Here is an 18115-nt window from a genome sequence, read left to right on the forward strand (position 1 = left end):
CCTACCGCCGGCTGCTATCTAAGGGATCACACCGCCGGTGCGCAGTCCTGTGCGTCGCGCAACGCCTCCAGTTCGGCAAGGCGCACGGGATCGTCAGCGGCGAGGGCTTCCTCTAAATAGAAGCCGTCCGGAATGCTGCGTACCAACTCCTGTGCCTCAACGTCATATTCCTCGGCGATCAAAGGAAATGCGTCCACAAGGTGACGAAGAAAGCCCTTCTCCAGATTTCCCATTTCTGCGGCCAAATACTCGAGTAATTTCGCGGCATCATCCGGGTTTACGCTATCTTCATCAGCTGTTTCCAGGAAACAAACGTAATTCGCGATGATTCCCGCAACTTGTCTGGCAATAAGCCTTTCACGATCGACGTTCATGATGCAACCATCCTGACTGTGTGTCGTGGCTACGACAATAAGCCTCGGCGATCGAAGTTGTGCTGATCCACTGACCCACCATGAGCGCCCACGTCCGCGTCGAAAAAACGACGCGGTTGGAAGTGAGTCCTATCGCCGGAGGTAGCAAGCCGCGAACCTGCATGCGTAGAGGGCAGGCACAAGCCGCCGCATAATGAGACCGGATGGCCGTCACCGCCGCGATCGTTCGCATTTTTCAAAAAACTGGTGCGGTCGAGAAGACTCGAACTTCCACGTCCTTTCGGACACAACGACCTCAACGTTGCGCGTCTACCAATTCCGCCACGACCGCACGTGTTGTCCACCGGGCAGACCCGGCGTCTGGTAGGCGAGCGCCCCTAGCAAAGCCGATCGGGGCTGGCAACGCCCTTTATCGCATTGATCTCAGCTTGCCTCGCCGACGAAGCTGAGATCGAGCCGCTTGGAGCTGGCCGGCACGTCCACCTGCGCCGAGTTGAAGTCAATCGCACCGCCGGGCAGCAACGTCCGCTGCTGCGGGGTGATCGTCCAGCTGAAGACGATGCGGTTCTGCGAATCGCGCAGATCGGCGCGGATGTCGGGCACGCGCTGCCGCGTCGAGGACGGGTTGGTGATCCGCCCGCTGACCGCGAACAGCTCGGATCCGTTCGCCATCTTGCGGCGCTCGATCGGGTTGTCGGCGATCCGCAATGGCAGTTCCTCGGGGCCGATCGACAGGCCGATCTGCTGCGCGAGCCCCGGCGCGGTCGTCCACAGGATCACCGCCACCGCCGCCAGCATCAGCAGCCCGGCGGCGATGCTTGCGATCGTGCGGATACGTCCGCTGCTCCGAACCGGCGCGCGGAACGGCGGACGGTGCGCAAAGGCGTCGTAGCGGGCCGGCTCCGGCGCCGGTTCATCGACGATCGGTGGCGCGGACTGGAGCGGAAGGCCGGGCGGGGGTGCTGCGACCTCCGCTACCGCCGGTTCGGGCGGGGGCGGCGGTGTGGGCGTGACCTCATCGGGTGGCGACGCCGGCTCTTCGGCCAGCGTGTCGTCATAGCTGACGTCCTGATACCAGCTATGCCCGCAATTGGCGCAGCGCACCGTGCGCCCCGGCGGGGCGATCGCGTCGTCCGGCACCAGATAGCGGGCGCGGCATTCTGGACAATCGAGGATCATAGGCGCGGCACCGGCAGGACGAACGAACTGAATCTAAGCACGCGTGCGACCTGCAAGGCAAGCGTGAGTCGCGATGCTTGAAGCCGCCGGGCGTGGCGTGCAAAGGCTGTGGCCGATGGCGGCGATCGTGCAGTTCGAGAACGTGGGCCTTCGCTACGACCAGGGCGAAGAGGTGCTGCGCGATGTCAGCTTCTCGTTCGTGCCCGGCGCCTTCTATTTCCTCACTGGCGCCAGCGGGGCGGGCAAGACGTCGTTGTTGCGGCTGCTTCATCTGGCGCAGCGGCCCAGTCGCGGGGTGATCCGGCTGTTCGGCGCCGATGTCGTCACGCTGCCGCGCGCGCGGATGCCGATGCTGCGGCGTCGAATCGGGATGGTCTATCAGGACTTCCGCTTGGTCCCGCATCTCTCGGTCACGGACAATATCGCGCTGCCGCTGCGCATCGCCGACACGCCCGAAGACGAGGTTCGAGAGGCGGTCGGCGAGATGCTGGCCTGGGTCGGCCTGACCCATCGCGCCGGGGCAAAGCCGGCGACGCTGTCGGGTGGCGAGCAGCAGCGCGTCGCGATCGCGCGTGCGGTGGTGGCGCGCCCGGACATCCTGCTCGCGGACGAACCGACCGGTAATGTGGACGATGCGATGGCGGATCGGTTGATCCAGCTCTTCGCCTCGCTCAACCAGCTCGGTACGACGGTGGTGGTCGCGACACACGACCTGAACCTGCTCCCGCGCGTTCCCACCGCTCAGATGATGCGGATCGCGGCGGGGCGGCTGAGCCAACCGGCCGGCGGCCTGCGTGCGCCTGCGCGGCGCGAGCGCGCATGACCGCCGCGACCGCCCGCCTGCTCGACACCGCGCGTGACGGCTGGACGATGACCGGCGTGCTGGCGGTGATGATCTTCCTGGCGGTGCTGGCGACCGCGAGCGGCGTCGGTACCGCGACCGCCGGCCGCGCGCTGGGTGCGGCGATCGAGGGGCAGGTGACGGTGCAGCTCGTCTCGGGCGATGCCGCGACGCGCGCGCGTCGTGCGACGCAGGCGGTCGCCGCGTTGCGCCGGCTGCCGGGCGTGTCGCGCGTGACCCCGGTGTCGCGCGTCGAGCTGGCACGGTTGCTCGGCCCGTGGCTGGGGAGCGCGGCTGGTGAGGATGATCTGCCGGTACCGGCACTGATCGACGTAACGGTGGTACCGAGCGGAGAGGTGGTGGGTAAAATCCGGCGCATCGTGGCACCGCTCGACCCCGCCATGCGCATCGACGCCCACGGTTTGGCGCTGGAAGGTACCCGGGCGCTGCTGAAGACCGTCACCCTGCTCGCCGCGGCGATCGTCGCGCTGATGATCGCCGCGGGGATGGCGATGGTGCTACTCGCGACCCGCGCCGGTCTGACCGCACATCAGCTATCGATCGAGGTGATGCACCGTCTTGGCGCTACTGACGGGCAGGTCGCGACCCTGTTCTGCCGCCGGATGGCGCGCGATGCGGCGCTGGCAGCGGTGATCGGCGCGCCGACGGCCTGGGGGGTGATCCTGCTGCTTGGTCAGGCTGTTGCGGGGTCCGGGGCGCAGTTGCTCGGCGGGATGACTCTCGGACGCGCCGGCTGGGGTGTGGCGATCGCCTTGCCGATCGCGTTCGTCGCCTTGGCGGCGCTGGTCGCTTATCTGGCGGTACGCCGCGCGCTGGGGCGGCTGACATGATCCGGCGTGTCGTCGCCTTGGCGTTGTTGCTGTGGATGCTGGGCTTTGCGGTGTTCATGCTGGCCCTGCCGCAGCCCGCCGATCCCGGGCTGCGCACCGACGGCATCGTCGTTCCGACCGGCGCGGCGGGCCGGATCGCCCGCGGGCTCGACCTGCTCGAACACGGTCGCGCGCGGCGGATGCTGGTGACCGGCACGGCGCCAGGAGTCACGCGCGCCGATCTGACGCGGGTCGCGGGGCATGCCGCGACGATCGCCTGCTGCGTCGACCTCGGTGCCGAGGCGGTCGACACCCGCAGCAATGCCGAGGAAACCGCCGCCTGGGTGCGCGCGCGCGGCTATCGGTCGATCCGGCTGGTGACGTCGAACTGGCATGCGCGTCGCGCTGCACTGGAGCTTGGCCCGGCGCTGGGCGAAGGCGTCACGGTGGTGGTCGACGGAGTGGACGCACAGCCGACGCTGACTCAGGCATTTAATGAGTACAACAAGCTACTGCTGCGCCGGTTGGTGCTGTGGGGGGAGCGATTGCGGTGAACTGGCTGCGCACGATCGTGTTTCGCGCGATCTTCTATCTTGCCTCGGTACCGATCGTCGCGACGACACCGATCGCGGCGCTGTTCGGGCAACGCGTGGTGATCGCGCATGCCGATCGCTGGTCGCGGCTCCACCGGGTGCTGATGCGCCTGATCCTCGGCATCCGCGCGAAGGTGGAAGGCGAGGTGCCGGTCGGGCAATTCCTCTACGTCGCCAAGCATGAAGCGATGTACGAGACCTTGGAGCTGCAACTGATCCTCGGCTCTCCGGCAATGGTGCTCAAGCGCGAGTTGATGCGCATCCCGCTGTGGGGCTGGTCGGCAGTGCAATATGGCGCGATCGTCGTCGATCGCGAGGCGTCGGCCAAGGCGCTGCGAGCGATGATGAAAGAGGCGGCGGTGGTGCGCGCGACCGGACGCTCGGTGGTGGTCTATGCCGAGGGAACGCGAGTGCCGCATGGCGAGTCGCCGCCGCTACGTTCCGGCTTTGCGGGTCTGTACAAGGCGCTGGCGCTGCCGGTGGTACCGATCGCGCTAGACAGCGGGCGCTTGCTCCCGAAGAAGGGGGCGAAGAAACCGGGCGTGATCACGATACGGATCGGCGAAGCGATCCCGCCGGGGTTGCCGCGCGCCGAGGCCGAGGCGCGCGTCCATGCCGCGATCAACGCGCTCAATCATTGAGCGATCAGGCTTTTCCTTCAAGCTTCGCCTTCAGTCCGGCCAGCGCGCTGAACGCACCCGCCTCCTCCTCGCTGATCACTCCTGCCTGCTTCAGCACGGCGGCGGCGTCCGGGCTGCGCGGAAACGGATCGAGCGCGAGCGCCATCGTCTCCGCCGCCGCTTCGCCGAGGTCGATGCCGCCACCCTCGATCTCGATCGTATCGAGCGCGTCGCCGGAAAGTTCGACTTCCTCTTCGCCACCGGTCGCGGTGGCGGGCTCCACGAAGCGCAGCGCGACATCCTCATCGACCGTCGCCGGCAGCGGGGTGCCGGTAACGGTGCAGCTCTGCACCACCGCGGCGCTGACATGGCCGCGGGCGCTTACCGCGTTACCGTCGCGGCGGATCGCGAAGGCCGCGCTCAGGTGGTCGAGCGACACCAGGCCGAACCGGCGCGAAAGGGCGAGCCGCTCCTCGGCATTGGCCTCGATCGACACCTGACGATCTTCGCCGCCGATCATGTCGAGCCGCTCGACCCGCGAAAATTCCGTCGTCATGCCCATCGTCCTTCCATCAATTGCAGCAGCGGGACGCCGTTCAGCGACTCGCGGAACGCGGTCAGCTCCCGACGCACATGCGTGACCGCGGCGGCATCCGGCGCCTGTCCGCGGTAAAGATTGCGGACCAGCGCGGCGTCGAAGTCGCCACCTGCGAGCCCGTCGCGATACGCGCCCAGCCGGCCACCAAGCATCCCCATCATCCGGCCGACATGTTTGCCGACCACCATGTCGCCGAAGCCGATCTGCCGCACCTGCGCGTCCATGTCGTCGACGAAACGCTCGGTCAGCCGTGCGATCGGCTCTGCATCGTGCGGGTCTTCCTCCAGCCGCAGCAGCACCATCGCCAGCACCGCCGCGACCATGTCGAACCGCCCGTCGAGCGTATCGGGCACCGCGCCGTCCAGATACCAGTGCGGGGCACGGGCGCGGGCGATGACCGCATCGTACAGCGGCAAGGCGGCATCGCGATCGCGCCGTCCCAATACCTTCGTCAACCAGCCCACCGTTTCATCCCTTTGCCGTTCCGCGCGATCCATTCGGCCGCGCGCTTGTTTCGCCGCGCCGCTGGGCATATTGAGGCGGACGGCCGCAATGTCCACGCGCGCCTGTGACCGGAGTATCGATGCGCCCGCTGATCTTCCTTGCCCTGGCCGGCGTTCTTGCCGCGGGCTGTGCTCCGCTCCGCTCGCATCAGGGCTATATCGTCGATGCCGATCTGGTGAACGCGATCCAGCCGGGGGTCGACAATCGCCAGTCGGTGCTCGCCACACTGGGCACGCCCAGCTTCGCCAGTCAGTTCAACCAGGGTGACTGGTATTATATCGCGCGCGATAGCCGCAATTATGCGTTCAACGCCCCGCGTCCGAAGGATCAGCTGACGCTGCAGATCAGCTTCGACCAGGCGGGCAACGTCAGCGCGATCCGCAAGTCGGGTGTGGAGCAGGTCGTCAGCCTGAAGCCATATGGCAAGACCACCCCGACGCTGGGCCGCGAGCGTGGCTTCTTCCAGGATCTGTTCGGCAATATTGGTGCCGTCGGTGCGGCGGGTGCGCCGGGCGGGGCGGGGCCGACCGGGCGTAACGGCCAGTAATTTCGATCCTTTCTGATCGCTGACGCCCGCGTTCGCGGACCGTTCAGCGCCACGCCGGCAATGATCCTCCATCAACGGCGCGACACAGGGTCGCGCCGCCGCGAAGGAGGATCAGTGATGCGTAACCTTGTCACCGCCGCTTTGCTTGCCGCCACCGCGCTGTCGGGCGTCGTGGCGTCGGCACCGGCCGCCGCACAGTCGCGCGAGGAATTGCGCCGGGACCGGCAGGACATCCGGCACGAGGCGCGGCAGCTCGACCGTGCCCGCGCCCGGGGCGACTGGCGCGACGTCCGTGAGCAGCGCCGTGACCTGCGGGAAGCGCGTCAGGAATATCGCGAGGACCGCCGCGACGTGCGCCAGCAACGCCAATGGCAGCGTGACCGGCGCGAGTGGCGCGCCGATATGCAGCGCTGGCGGGCCGGGCACCGCGATCTGTACGCGCGGGGTGGCTGGCAGGCACCGTTCCGCTACCAATCGTTCCGTCCCGGTGCGCGGATTGGCGCGAATTATTGCGGCGCGCGCTACGTAATTGCCGATCCGTGGCGCTATCGTCTGCCCGCGGCACCGCTTCGGGCACGCTGGGTGCGTCATTATGACGACGCGGTGCTCGTCGATTACCGTCGTGGGATCGTTCTGGACGTCGTGCGCGGCTTCTACTTCTGACGCCGGTGATTCGGCCGCGCCGCCAATAACGCGGCGGCGCGGCCGGTACCGGCTTGGGTCGGCACCGGTCCCGAAAGGGGGAAAGGGGACCGCACCGGCAACGTTCGGTCGCTAATTCGGTTCGTAGGTCAGAACGCTTCTTCGGCGTCGTTGCTTTTCTGCCACAGTCCCGCCATCGATGTGGCGGTCGTGGGGGGCAGGCAACATGGGTCGCGAGGCGCAATGATGATCGGGCCGGGCGCGCTGCTGGTCGCGTTCGACCGCGCCGTGGCGGAGCTGGCCCTGTTCGCGGCGGTCGTCATCCTGCTGGGCGGGGTGGACGATGTCCTGATGGATCTGGTGTGGTGGCGCGTGCGGCGGCGCGAGCCGAACCGCGCCGATCTTCCCGCCGCGCCGCCGCTGCCGTTGGCGGTCTTCGTGCCGGCCTGGGACGAGCAGCACGTGATCGGCGCGATGCTGCGCGCGACGCTGACGCGCTACGATCATCCGGATTACCGGCTGTACGTCGGCTGCTATCCCAACGACCCCGGCACCCTGGATGCGGTTGCCGAGGTGGCGTCCCACGATGCGCGGGTGCGCCGCGTGGTGGTCACGCACGATGGCCCGACCACCAAGGCCGATTGCCTGAACCAGCTATGGCGTGCGCTGGTGTCGGACGATGTTGACAGCGGACGGGTGACCGCGGCGATCGTGCTCCACGATGCGGAGGATGTCGTCGATCCGGCCGAGTTGCGGGTGTTCGACGACCATCTGCGCGACGCGGCGCTGGTGCAATTGCCGGTGGTGCCGCTGATCGATGCGCGGCGGCGGCTGGTCTCGGGTCATTATGCCGACGAGTTTGCCGAATCGCATCGGCGCGACCTGGCGGTCCGTTCCGCGCTGGAAGCGGCGGTGCCGCTGGCGGGGGTCGGGTGCGCGATCCGGCGCGATGCGCTGGAGCGGCTCGAGGCCGGCGGTGGCGCGCCGTTCGAGCCGCACAGCCTGACCGAGGATTACGAACTCGGCTTGCGGGTCGCCTCGCTGGGTTTGCGCGCGCGGTTCGTGCGCTGGCGCGATAGCGGCGGGCGGCGGTTGATCGCGACACGGGCGTATTTTCCCGACACGATCGACACCGCCGTGCGCCAGAAGGCGCGCTGGGTAACGGGAATCGCGCTGTCGGGCTGGGACCGTACCGGCTGGGGCGCGCGCGCACATGCTGCCGAATATTGGATGCGGATGCGCGACCGGCGCGGATTGCTGGCCGTGGCGGCGCTGGTCGCCGCCTATCTGGCGCTCGTCGGCTGGGGCATATCGTCGCTGGCCCATGCCGTTACCCGCAGCGAGGCGGCGGCGGTCGGCCCGGGACTGCGCGTGCTGTTGATGCTCAACACCGGTTTGTTGTGCTGGCGGCTGAGCGCGCGGGCACTGCACACCGCCGCCGAACATGGCTGGCGTGAGGGGTGCTGGTCGCTACCGCGCGCACTCGTCGCCAACTATATCGCGATGCTGGCGGCGCGACGCGCCCTGGTGCGCTATGTCGCGACCCTGTTGGGTGCCGCACCGCTCTGGGACAAGACCGCGCACCGCTTCCCCGAACAGCTGCCGGACGTGTCGTGAAAAGGGGCGGGCGACCGCTGCGCTTTCTGGTGCTGGTGTTCGGCGCGTGGATCGGGCTTCGGACCTGGCAGCTCTGGCCCGACCCGCCGGTGCCGGAGATGTTCCGGCAGGTCGTACGACGGAGCGCGACGCTGCGCGATCCACCGCGAACGGTGATCGTGTCGCGATCCACGAGCGACGTCGCCCCGGCACCTTCGGCACCGCCGAACCAACAAGCGGTCGCAGCGCTGCGGTTCGCGGCGGGAAGTGCGGCGGCGGACGTCGTTGCATCGGCGGCGCAGGTCGATCCTGCGGAAAAGGAACGAGCTTCATCAGCCTATACCCTCGGGCTGCTCGGGATGGTCCGCTACGGTACCCCTGCGCCGCCGGCATCCGGTGCGCGGCGCTGGTCGGCGAGCGGCTGGGCAATGCTGCGCGAAAGCGGCGCAGGGGGCGGGGTGGCGACGCCACAATTGGGCGGTTCGCAAGCGGGGATCAGGATCGCCCGGACACTCGACCAAGCGAGCCGTCTTGCCCTCGTCGCGCGGGTCGCAGCGGCGCTCGATACCCGCCAGCAGGAAGCGGCGCTCGGTCTCGACTGGCAACCGACCGCCTTGCCGGTACGCATCGTCGCGGAACGGCGGATCGGGCTTGCCAACCAACGTGGTGGCACGGCCATCGGGCTGGTCGGTGGGGCGACCGATCGGCCGCTGCCGGGCGGCCTTCGGCTCGACGGCTATGCACAGGCCGGGGCGCTGATCCGCGATCGCGTCGAAGGTTATGCCGATGGCGCGCTTCACCTCACCCGGCAGGTCGTGAGCAGGGGCGGGAGGACGACCATCGCGCTGGGGCTTGGCCTGTGGGGCGGGGCGCAGCGCGACGCGGGACGATTGGATATTGGGCCCGCAGCGACGCTCGATCTACCCGTCGGAAGCGCGTCGCACCTGCGACTCGCGGTCGAGTGGCGGCAGCGTATCGTCGGCGATGCGCGCCCGGCGTCCGGGCCGGCGCTGTCGATCGGCACCGACTATTGATGGCATCGCGCCCGCGAAACGGCTAGCGCTTCGAGCCGTCATGGACATCTATCTGCCGATCGCGAACCTGTCGGTGAACGCACTGGTGATGATCGCGCTGGGCGCGGGCGTCGGCCTGCTGTCGGGGATGTTCGGGGTCGGCGGCGGGTTCCTGACCACGCCGCTGCTGATCGTTTACGGCATCCCGCCGACCGTCGCCGCGGCCTCGGCCGCCAGCCAGGTGACGGGCGCGAGCGTGTCGGGGGTGTTTGCGCATTTCCGGCGCGGCGGGGTCGATACGCGAATGGGGACGGTGCTGGTGATCGGCGGCGTCATCGGCTCGCTGTTCGGCGCGTGGTTGTTCCGACTGCTCCAGCAATGGGGACAGATCGATACGACGATCGCGATCACCTATGTGCTGCTGCTCGGTTCGATCGGCTTCATGATGCTGAAGGAAGCGGTCGACGCGATCCTGATCGCCAAGGGGCGGCGGAGCGCACCGGCGCGGCGGCGGCGGCACCATCCGCTGGTCGCCAGCCTGCCGTTCCGCACGCGCTTCTATGCCTCCGGGCTGTACATCTCGCCGCTTGCGCCGCTTTTGCTCGGCTTCTTCACCGGCATCCTGACGATCCTGCTCGGGGTCGGCGGCGGGTTCGTGCTGGTGCCGGCGATGATCTATCTGCTCGGCATGTCGACCGCGGTGGTGGTGGGGACCAGCCTGTTCCAGATCCTGTTCGTCACCGCCGCCGCCACGCTGGTGCACGCGACCACCACCAAGGCGGTCGATATCGTGCTGGCGGGATTGCTGCTGATCGGATCGGTGGTCGGTGCGCAGGTCGGCGCGCGCTTCGCAGCCAAGGCGCGGCCGGAATATCTGCGGCTCGCGCTCGCGCTGATGGTGCTGTTGGTGGCGGGGCGGATCGCGCTGGGGCTCGGCTGGCGGCCCGACGAAATCTATACGGTCGAGCTGTCGTGAGGGCCGCGCTGCTGCTGGCCGTCGCGCCGCTGCTGATGGCGCAGGCCAAGCCGGTGCTGGTGCCCGACGTCTCGCAGCGCGAGATCGACATCGCCTATAGCTTCGCCGGGGCCGAGCTGCTGTTGTTCGGCGCGATCATCTACCCCGGCGGCCGGACGCCGACCGACACCAAGGGCGCGGACGTCGTGGTGGTGGTGAAGGGCCCGACCCAGTCGATCGTGATCCGCGAGAAGGAGAAGGTCGCCGGCATCTGGGTGAATGCCGGGCGGCTGCGGTATCGCTCCGCGCCGTCCTTCTATGCGGTCGCCTCGTCGCGGCCGCTGAACGAGCTGGTCGATGCGCGCACCCGCGCGATCTACGAACTTGGGCTGGGCAGCCTGCAATTGTCGCCCGCGTCCGCCGCGCCGTCGGACGTGCAGGATCGCTTCACGCGCGGGCTGGTCGAGCAACGCGTGCGCACCGGGCTGTTCTACGAAGCGCCGCGCGCGGTCGAGATCAGCGATGGCGTGCTGTACCGCGCGCGCGTCTCGATCCCGGCGCGGGTGCCGGTCGGGCGCTTCACTGCCGAAACCTTCCTGGTGCGCGACGGGCGCGTGCTGGCGGTGGCGGTGCGCGATATCGATATCCGCAAGAAGGGGTTCGAGCGGTTCGTCGCGCAGGCGGCCGATCGCCACGAATGGCTGTACGGCGGTGCGGCGGTGCTGCTTTCGGTTGCGCTCGGCTGGGGCGCGGGGCGGCTGGCCCGGCGCTGAGCGCGTCCACCCGATCTTTACGGAACACGCGGTAGGGCAGGCACTTCACAGGCCTTGGACGTGCTTTCGCCCATGAACGACATTCCCGGCTCGCACGCCTTCGACGCCGCAATCGCCGCTGCCTTCTCGGGCGCGGGACCGGCGGAGGACGACGCCAGGGCAATCGGCTACGTGTGCCAGATCGCGGGGGGGCGTGGCGAGCTGTTGCTCGATCGCGCCGCGCTCGACGGCTTGCGCGCGCATCGCGATCCGGTGCTGGCGATGGCCGGGCAAGTCGGCGGACAGGTGAAGGTGCGGGTCGGCGCGACGTGGCTGATCGCGACGACGCGTGCGCTGCGGCTGGCCGACGATCGCGGCGAGGCGGTGATCGCCGAAGTCGATTTTCTCGGCGAGGGCGACGAGGAACGGTTGACCGGACGGATGCAGCGCTTCCGCCGCGGGGTGACCAGCTATCCGATCCCCGGCGCGCGGGTGTTCGCGGTCGACGGGCATGAATTGCGCGAGATCTATGCCGCGCGCGGGCGGGCGGCGATCGAGATCGGCACCGTCCATCCCAGCCGCGACGTGCGCGCCTCGCTGTATGTCGATGCGATGCTCGGCAAGCATTTCGCGCTGCTCGGCTCGACCGGCACCGGCAAGTCGACCGCCGCCGCGCTGATCCTCCACCGCATCTGCACGCTGGCGCCGCAGGGGCATATCGTGATGATCGACCCGCACGGCGAATATGGCGCGGCGTTCGGCGAGGCGGGCGCGCTGTTCGACGTGTCCAATCTCCAGATGCCGTACTGGCTGATGAACTTCGAGGAACATTGCGAGGTGTTCGTCACCTCGACCGGGGCGGCGCGGCAGGTGGATGCCGACATCCTCGCCAAATGCCTGCTCGCCGCCAAGGCCAAGAGCCGGGCGGGGCAGGAGATCGCCAAGCTGACCGTCGATGCGCCGATCCCATACCTGCTGAGCGACCTGATGCAGATTCTGCAGCAGGAAATGGGCAAGATGGACCGGGCGGGGGATACCTCGCCGTACCTGCGGCTGAAGAACAAGATCGACGAGGTGCGCGCCGATCCGCGTTACGGCTTCATGTTCTCCGGCATGCTGGTCGGCGATACGATGGCGGCGTTCGTCCAGCGCATCTTCCGTCTGCCCGGCGACGGGCGGCCGATCTCGATCATCGACGTGTCGGGCGTGCCGAACGAGATCACCTCGGTGGTGGTGGCGGTGCTGGCGCGGATGGTGTTCGATTTCGCGATCTGGTCGCGCGGCGAACCGCAGCGGCCGATCCTGCTCGTCTGCGAGGAAGCGCACCGCTACGTCCCCGCGGATCCGGCGGCGCGCGGGTCGGTGGCGCGGATCCTCGGGCGGATCGCCAAAGAGGGGCGCAAGTATGGCGTCGCGCTGGGGCTGGTGACGCAGCGGCCGTCCGATCTGTCGGAGGGGGTGTTGTCGCAATGCGGCACGATCATCTCGATGCGACTCAACAACGATCGCGATCAGGCGTTCGTCCGCGCCGCGATGCCCGAAGGTGCGCGTGGCTTCCTCGACGCGCTTCCGGCGCTGCGCAACCGTGAGGCGATCGTCTGCGGGGAGGGTGTGGCGATCCCGATCCGCGTCGCGTTCGACACGCTGGAGGAGGGCCGGCGTCCGGCGTCGGACGATCCGGTCTTCTCCGCGCTGTGGCGCGAGACGGGGGGCGAGGAAGCGATGATCGCGCGCACCGTCCAGCGCTGGCGCGCGCAGGGGCGTTAGCCGCCGAGCAGGCGCAGCGTCGCGTCGTCGGGGCCGTCGAAGAAGGCGTGCAGCGTGTCGCGGACCGCGGGGGGCGCGCCGGCACGGTCGAACAGGGTCAGCGACGAACGCAGCTTCATCGCATCGATCCCGCCCATGATCGCTTCGGCCGGGCGGTCGCGATGACGGTCGAGCGCGGCGACGCAGGCGAGATAGCGCGGGCCGAGCAGCGGGTGCGCGAGGTAGGCGCGGGCTTCGGCGAGATCGTCGATCGCATAGTGGCGCGCGGTGGCGCTGTGGCCGAGGCCAGCGATCTGCGGGAAGATGAACCACATCCAGTGGCTTTGCTTGGCGCCGCGCGTCAACTCGGCGAGCGCGGTGTCATAGTGAGTGGCCTGGGCGGAGACGAAGCGGTCGAGGTCCATGCCGCCTGCAACGCGCCGGGGGCCGCGGCGGTGCCGCGCCGCGGTCAGACGACCGGGGCGGTGACGGCGTCGACGTAGAGCAGCAGGGCAGTGGTGGCGAAGCTGGCGGCGCTGAGCAGCAGCGACCGGACAAGCGTGGGATAGTTGTTCATCGACACGGGCTCCGCTCAGGCGATCGGGGTAACGGGAACGGCGGCGCTGACCATCACGGCGGCGACGGCGAAGGCAGCGGCAACCGACAGCAGCGACTGGCGAAGGGCGGTGAAACGGATCGTCATGGCAGGGCTCCTTGGTGAAGGCCGGTCGATCCGGCCCATGCCAGGGTCTTTGCAGAACCCGTGCCAAATGCTTCCCCGAGGGGGCCGGCGCATTTTACGACGCGAGTTGGTGCGATCCGCCAGCCCGATCGGGCAAGATGCGCCAGATTACGGCGCAGTCTCCGACGTGATCGTCCGCGCACGGCCCTGATCCTTCGCGCGGTACAAGGCGGCGTCGGCGCGTGCCATCAACGCGGCGCGTCCTTCGCCGACGCGTCCCTCGGCCACGCCGGCCGAGAAGGAGACGACCCCGATCGATTCGCCCGTCTCGCGGACGCGGGGACGGCGCTCCGAAATCGTGCGGCGAACGCGTTCGATCACCTGTGCGGCTTCGTCGAGCGGCACGTTCTCGAACAGCAGCGCGAATTCCTCGCCACCGTAGCGCGCGACCATCATCCCCTTTTCGGCTGCCAGCGTCTGCGCGACCATGCGGATCACGCGGTCGCCGACCGCGTGGCCGAAATTGTCGTTCACCTGCTTGAAGTGATCGATGTCGCAGATGGCGACGGTCACCGGGGTGTCGCGGTGGAGCGAGGCGAACGTCTCGTCGAAGGCGCGGCGATTCGGCAGGTCGGTGAGCGGATCGGTGCGCGCCGAGCCGCGCGCCTCGTCCAGCGCGGTGCGCAGCTCGTCGGTTTCGCGCAGCGCGGTGTCGAGCCGCGCCTCGGCGAGCTGGACGCGCCCGATCATGTCGGCGGTCAGCTGCGTGATCGCCTCGATCCCCGCCTCCGCGCCCATGTCGCGCATCGTATCGGCGGAACGTTGCAGGTCGCGGCCGAAATCGTTGGCCTCGGCATGGACGATGCGCATCGCATCGCCGAAGCCCTCCAGCTGGAACATCATCCGTTCGAGCAACGCCTGTTGCGTGTCGACGTCGCCGCTCATCGTCGCATCGTCGTCCGCGGAGTCGATCGGCGCGCCGCTGACGGTCGTTCCGCCCAGGCTTTCGATGTCCTGGCTGGTCAGCCGCACGCCACCGTCGGTAAGTTCGGCAACGCGCTGGGCGATCAGCCCGGTGGCGTTGGCGACCACTTCGTACGCGAAGGCATAATGCGCCGGATCGGGGCTGAGGCGGTGCGCGGCGAGGAACGCCCCGATTCGGGCGAACAGGCGATCTCCCCCGTTCGCTTGCCCGATATCGATCGCCCTGCTCGCCATCATCCGCCCCACATCGCCCCGAATTCCGGGATCGAAGCAGTACGCGGCAACTCCTAAGATATAATAACTGCTTGCTTTCAGTGGCCTGTGAGGCGGTGCACCGCGTCGAGCGAGCGCGTGACGTGTTCGGCCGGATTCATATCGGAATAGACCGAGGCGATCCGCCCGTCGCGACCAATGACATAGCTGGTGCGGCTGGTGACTTGCCGGCCCTTGATTTCCTTGCCGAGTGCGACGTCATAGCCGGCGACGACCTTCGGACCGGCGCTCGCGACCGCGAACTTGCCGGCGCATTCGCTCGACGAGAATCGCTGCAGGTCGGGGACGTTGTCCGCCGACATGCCGATCACGGTCGCGCCGGCAGCACGAAAGGCGTCGACCTTCTCGGCGAAGGCGCGCGCCTCGGCATTGCAGCCGCCGGTGAACGCGGCGGGGAAGAAATATAGCACGACCGGCCCGCGCTTGAGCTGTTCGGACAAGCGCACCGGCACCACCTTGCCCGCGATCGCGCCGCGGGTGGAGAAGTCGGGTGCCTTGGCACCGGGCGCGAGCGTCGCGGCGGCGGGGGCGGCGAGGGTCAGGGCAGTGACGGCAGCGAGCAGACGGCGCATCGGGACGACTCCGGCAGGAGGAGGTTGATCCACAAGCCATATCATCGCCCGCCGGTTCCGCCAGCCTGCGCCGGGCTTCCGCAACGCACGGCAATAGGATAGCGCAAGCGTCATGCCGGCCACCCACAAATGCGACCTTGCGATCGTCGGCGGCGGCCTGTCCGGCGCGCTGATCGCGCTGGCGGTGCAGGCGCGGCACCCCGCGATGGATGTGCGGCTGGTCGAGGCCGGCGAGACGATCGGCGGCAATCATTTCTGGTCGTTCTTCGGCGCGGACCTGCACGGGGCCGAGCAGGCGCTGGTCGCGCCGGTGATCGCGCATGGCTGGCCCGACTATGACGTACGCTTTCCGGGTCATGCGCGGACCTTGGCGCAGCCGTATTTCACCGTCCGCTCGGCGGCGCTCGACGCGCATGTCCGGCGGATGTTGCCGCGGCGGGCGCTGATGACGGGCCGATCGGTGCTGGCGTGCAGCGCGACCGCGGTGGTGCTGTCGGACGGCGACCGGCTGAGCGCCACCGGCGTGATCGATGCACGCGGCGTCGGGGATGTGTCACTGCTGAGCGGAGGGTGGCAGAAATTCGTCGGGCACGAGCTGCGCGTTACGGGCGGGCATGGCGTGACGCGCCCGGTGGTGATGGATGCGACGGTGCCGCAGCTCGACGGCTATCGCTTCGTCTATCTGCTGCCGTTCACCCCTGACACGTTGCTGGTCGAGGATACCTATTACAGCGATTCGGCCGTGCTCAACGACGCGGCGATTGCGGCGCGGGTGGCTGAGTATGCGCGCGAGAAGGGCTGGCAGGCCGAGGTGATCCATCGCGAGCGCGGCGTGCTGCCGGTGGTGAGCGGCGGCGACTTCGCGGCTTATTGGCAGTCGAGCGGCGCGAAGGTCGCCAAGGCCGGGGTGCGGGCCGGGCTGTTCCACCCGACCACCGGCTATTCGCTGCCCGATGCCGCCAGGATCGCGGTGCTGATCGCCAATCAGCGCGATCTTTCGGGCAAGGCGCTCCACGACCTGACTTTTCGCCACGCCGCGCGTTCGTGGCGGCAACGAGGTTTCTACCGGATGCTCGACCTGATGCTGTTCAAGGCTGCCGACCCCGACCAGCGCTATCGCGTGCTGGAGCGCTTCTATCGCCTGTCGCCCGAACTGGTGGCGCGCTTCTATGCCGCGCGTTCGACCGGGCTCGACAAATTGCGCGTGCTGAGCGGGAAACCGCCGGTGCCGGTCGGCCGCGCGATCGCCGCGCTGGGAGGCCGCGCATGACGCGCCGAGCAGTGGTGGTCGGCGCGGGATTCGGCGGGCTGGCGCTCGCGATCCGGCTGCAATCGGCGGGGGTGGCGACGACGATCGTCGAGTCGCGCGACAAGCCTGGCGGGCGCGCTTATTATTGGGAGCAGGAGGGGTTCACCTTCGACGCCGGGCCGACCGTCATCACCGATCCGGCGTGTCTGGAAGAATTGTGGGCGCTGTCGGGGCAGAAGCTGGCCGACGACGTCACGCTCGACGCGGTGCAGCCCTTCTACCGGCTCAACTGGCCCGACGGGACCAATTTCGACTATACCAACGACGACACCGTGCTGCGCGCCGAGATCGCGAAGCTGAACCCGGCGGATGTCGCGGGCTATGGCCAGTTCCTCGAATATGCCGCGGGCGTGTATCACGAGGGGTATGAGAAGCTGGGCACCGTCGCCTTCCTCGACTTCGCGTCGATGGTGAAGGCGGCGCCGGCGCTGGCCAAATATCAGGCGTGGCGCTCGGTCTATTCGATCGTGTCCAAATATGTGCAGGACGAGCGGCTGCGGCAGGCGCTGTCGTTCCATACCCTGCTGGTCGGCGGCAATCCGATGACGACCAGCGCGATCTATGCGCTGATCCACAAATTGGAGCGCGATGGCGGCGTGTGGTTCGCGCGCGGCGGGACCAATCGGCTGGTCGCGGGGATGGTCGCGCTGTTCGAGCGGCTGGGCGGCACGCTGCGGCTGTCGGACCCGGTGACGAAGATCGAGACGCTGGGCGACCGCGTGACCGCGGTGGAAACCGCCAGCGGCTGGCGCGAGCCGGTCGACATGGTCGCGGCCAATGCCGACATCATGCACGTCTACCGCGACCTGCTGCCGGAATCGGGCGCGGCGCGGCGGACCGCGGCGCGGCTGGAGCGCAAGCGTTACTCGCCATCGCTGTTCGTGGTGCATTTCGGGGTGAAGGGGACGTGGCCGGGCATCCCGCACCACATGATCCTGTTCGGGCCGCGCTATAAGGGGTTGCTCGACGACATTTACGAGCACGGGATGCTCAGCGAGGATTTCTCGCTGTATCTGCACCACCCGACCGTCACCGATCCGTCGCTGGCGCCCGAGGGTGACTCGACCTTCTACGCGCTGGCGCCGGTGCCGCATCTCGGCAAATATACCGGCGACTGGGAGACGGTGCGGCCGATCCTGGAGAAGCGCATCCTCGACGAGGTCGGGCGGCGGCTGATCCCCGACATCCACGACCGGATCGTGACGAAGTTCAGCTATGCGCCGACCGACTTCGCGCACGACCTGAACGCGCATATGGGCAGCGCGTTTTCGCTGGAACCGATCCTGACGCAAAGCGCCTATTTCCGGGTGCATAACCGCGATGACGCAATCCCGAATTTGTTCTTCGTCGGTGCGGGGACGCATCCGGGGGCGGGGATTCCGGGGGTGGTCGGGAGTGCGAAGGCGACGGCGGCGTTGATGCTGCGGGCGTGAGCCTGGCGCTTGCGGAGCCTTTCCGATCGGCTGGAACGCGGAACGCCGCCAGTCGACGGTGAGTGACGGATC

Annotated in this window: 20 protein-coding genes and 1 tRNA gene; 13 read left to right on the forward strand and 8 right to left on the reverse strand. The window is 68.4% G+C overall.

The features are described from left to right. Window positions 1-26 precede the first annotated feature (26 nt). The 3 genes from SPHPH_RS0114980 to SPHPH_RS0114990 all read right to left on the reverse strand — a co-directional run bounded on the left by SPHPH_RS0114980 (window position 27) and on the right by SPHPH_RS0114990 (window position 1553). Complete coding sequence (locus tag SPHPH_RS0114980) at window positions 27-374, reverse strand: hypothetical protein (protein ID WP_051273040.1); 348 nt, start codon at window positions 372-374, stop codon at window positions 27-29. A 244-nt stretch (window positions 375-618) separates the two neighbouring features. Next, window positions 619-705: transfer RNA gene (locus SPHPH_RS0114985), tRNA-Leu, on the reverse strand. 92 nt (window positions 706-797) lie between these two features. Then, on the reverse strand, window positions 798-1553 hold the full coding sequence (locus tag SPHPH_RS0114990; protein WP_028967431.1) for an MJ0042-type zinc finger domain-containing protein: 756 nt from the start codon (window positions 1551-1553) through the stop codon (window positions 798-800). Window positions 1554-1668: 115 nt separating this feature from the next. On the opposite strand from SPHPH_RS0114990, the gene ftsE reads away from it, so the two are divergent. Genes ftsE through SPHPH_RS0115010 form a run of 4 tightly spaced genes read left to right on the forward strand, consistent with a single transcriptional unit; the run spans window position 1669 to window position 4458 of the window. Continuing rightward, on the forward strand, window positions 1669-2376 hold the full coding sequence (gene ftsE, locus SPHPH_RS0114995) for a cell division ATP-binding protein FtsE (protein WP_028967432.1): 708 nt from the start codon (window positions 1669-1671) through the stop codon (window positions 2374-2376). Continuing rightward, on the forward strand, window positions 2373-3245 hold the full coding sequence (locus tag SPHPH_RS0115000) for a cell division protein FtsX (RefSeq protein WP_028967433.1): 873 nt from the start codon (window positions 2373-2375) through the stop codon (window positions 3243-3245). Before ftsE ends, SPHPH_RS0115000 begins: the two co-directional genes overlap by 4 nt. Next, complete coding sequence (locus tag SPHPH_RS0115005) at window positions 3242-3778, forward strand: YdcF family protein (protein ID WP_028967434.1); 537 nt, start codon at window positions 3242-3244, stop codon at window positions 3776-3778. The genes SPHPH_RS0115000 and SPHPH_RS0115005 overlap by 4 nt, the downstream gene beginning before the upstream one ends. After that, window positions 3775-4458 carry a lysophospholipid acyltransferase family protein gene (locus SPHPH_RS0115010; RefSeq protein ID WP_028967435.1) on the forward strand — a complete coding sequence of 228 codons (684 nt, stop codon included), beginning with the start codon at window positions 3775-3777 and terminating at the stop codon, window positions 4456-4458. Before SPHPH_RS0115005 ends, SPHPH_RS0115010 begins: the two co-directional genes overlap by 4 nt. Before the next feature lie 4 nt (window positions 4459-4462). On the opposite strand, the gene SPHPH_RS0115015 is transcribed toward SPHPH_RS0115010, so the two are convergent. Together SPHPH_RS0115015 and SPHPH_RS0115020 are read right to left on the reverse strand one after the other, a co-directional pair. Continuing rightward, window positions 4463-4993 (reverse strand): YceD family protein, encoded by a 531-nt coding sequence (locus SPHPH_RS0115015; RefSeq protein WP_028967436.1) that lies wholly within the window; start codon window positions 4991-4993, stop codon window positions 4463-4465. Further along, window positions 4990-5499, reverse strand: a complete 510-nt coding sequence (locus SPHPH_RS0115020; RefSeq protein WP_028967437.1) for a ubiquinol-cytochrome C chaperone family protein — start codon at window positions 5497-5499, stop codon at window positions 4990-4992. Before SPHPH_RS0115020 ends, SPHPH_RS0115015 begins: the two co-directional genes overlap by 4 nt. A gap of 119 nt (window positions 5500-5618) precedes the next feature. Here SPHPH_RS0115020 and SPHPH_RS0115030 point away from each other — a divergent pair, with 119 nt between their 5' ends. The 7 genes from SPHPH_RS0115030 (at window position 5619) to SPHPH_RS0115060 (ending at window position 12811) form a co-directional block, all read left to right on the forward strand. Then, on the forward strand, window positions 5619-6086 hold the full coding sequence (locus SPHPH_RS0115030) for an outer membrane protein assembly factor BamE (protein WP_028967438.1): 468 nt from the start codon (window positions 5619-5621) through the stop codon (window positions 6084-6086). A gap of 117 nt (window positions 6087-6203) precedes the next feature. Beyond that, entirely contained in the window at window positions 6204-6749 is a 546-nt protein-coding gene (locus tag SPHPH_RS0115035) for an RcnB family protein (protein ID WP_028967439.1), read from the forward strand. 222 nt (window positions 6750-6971) lie between these two features. Beyond that, window positions 6972-8345 (forward strand): glycosyl transferase family protein, encoded by a 1374-nt coding sequence (locus tag SPHPH_RS0115040; protein WP_028967440.1) that lies wholly within the window; start codon window positions 6972-6974, stop codon window positions 8343-8345. Continuing rightward, window positions 8342-9358 carry a hypothetical protein gene (locus SPHPH_RS0115045; protein WP_156026041.1) on the forward strand — a complete coding sequence of 339 codons (1017 nt, stop codon included), beginning with the start codon at window positions 8342-8344 and terminating at the stop codon, window positions 9356-9358. Before SPHPH_RS0115040 ends, SPHPH_RS0115045 begins: the two co-directional genes overlap by 4 nt. A 40-nt stretch (window positions 9359-9398) precedes the next feature. Continuing rightward, window positions 9399-10313 carry a sulfite exporter TauE/SafE family protein gene (locus SPHPH_RS0115050; RefSeq protein WP_028967442.1) on the forward strand — a complete coding sequence of 305 codons (915 nt, stop codon included), beginning with the start codon at window positions 9399-9401 and terminating at the stop codon, window positions 10311-10313. A gap of 35 nt (window positions 10314-10348) precedes the next feature. Then, window positions 10349-11065, forward strand: a complete 717-nt coding sequence (locus tag SPHPH_RS0115055) for a TIGR02186 family protein (RefSeq protein WP_051273320.1) — start codon at window positions 10349-10351, stop codon at window positions 11063-11065. A 72-nt stretch (window positions 11066-11137) separates the two neighbouring features. Further along, window positions 11138-12811: an ATP-binding protein gene (locus SPHPH_RS0115060; protein ID WP_028967444.1), complete on the forward strand. Its 1674-nt coding sequence runs from the start codon at window positions 11138-11140 to the stop codon at window positions 12809-12811. Here the strand turns inward: SPHPH_RS0115060 and SPHPH_RS0115065 are convergent. The 3 genes from SPHPH_RS0115065 to SPHPH_RS0115085 all read right to left on the reverse strand — a co-directional run bounded on the left by SPHPH_RS0115065 (window position 12808) and on the right by SPHPH_RS0115085 (window position 15301). Beyond that, window positions 12808-13215: a DUF1810 domain-containing protein gene (locus SPHPH_RS0115065; protein WP_028967445.1), complete on the reverse strand. Its 408-nt coding sequence runs from the start codon at window positions 13213-13215 to the stop codon at window positions 12808-12810. The genes SPHPH_RS0115060 and SPHPH_RS0115065 overlap by 4 nt on opposite strands. A 425-nt stretch (window positions 13216-13640) precedes the next feature. Then, entirely contained in the window at window positions 13641-14690 is a 1050-nt protein-coding gene (locus SPHPH_RS0115080) for a GGDEF domain-containing protein (protein WP_238303122.1), read from the reverse strand. Window positions 14691-14767: 77 nt separating this feature from the next. Then, on the reverse strand, window positions 14768-15301 hold the full coding sequence (locus SPHPH_RS0115085) for a peroxiredoxin (RefSeq protein ID WP_028967447.1): 534 nt from the start codon (window positions 15299-15301) through the stop codon (window positions 14768-14770). 112 nt (window positions 15302-15413) lie between these two features. Between SPHPH_RS0115085 and crtY the strand changes: the two genes are divergently transcribed. Both crtY and SPHPH_RS0115095 read left to right on the forward strand, forming a co-directional pair. Next, window positions 15414-16571 carry a lycopene beta-cyclase CrtY gene (gene crtY, locus SPHPH_RS0115090; protein WP_028967448.1) on the forward strand — a complete coding sequence of 386 codons (1158 nt, stop codon included), beginning with the start codon at window positions 15414-15416 and terminating at the stop codon, window positions 16569-16571. Continuing rightward, the gene (locus tag SPHPH_RS0115095; protein WP_028967449.1) at window positions 16568-18043 is read left to right on the forward strand and encodes a phytoene desaturase; all 1476 of its coding nucleotides are present in this window, start codon (window positions 16568-16570) and stop codon (window positions 18041-18043) included. Before crtY ends, SPHPH_RS0115095 begins: the two co-directional genes overlap by 4 nt. Window positions 18044-18115 lie beyond the last annotated feature (72 nt).

It is taken from the genome of Sphingomonas phyllosphaerae FA2 (assembly GCF_000427645.1).
Lineage (GTDB): Bacteria > Pseudomonadota > Alphaproteobacteria > Sphingomonadales > Sphingomonadaceae > Sphingomonas > Sphingomonas phyllosphaerae.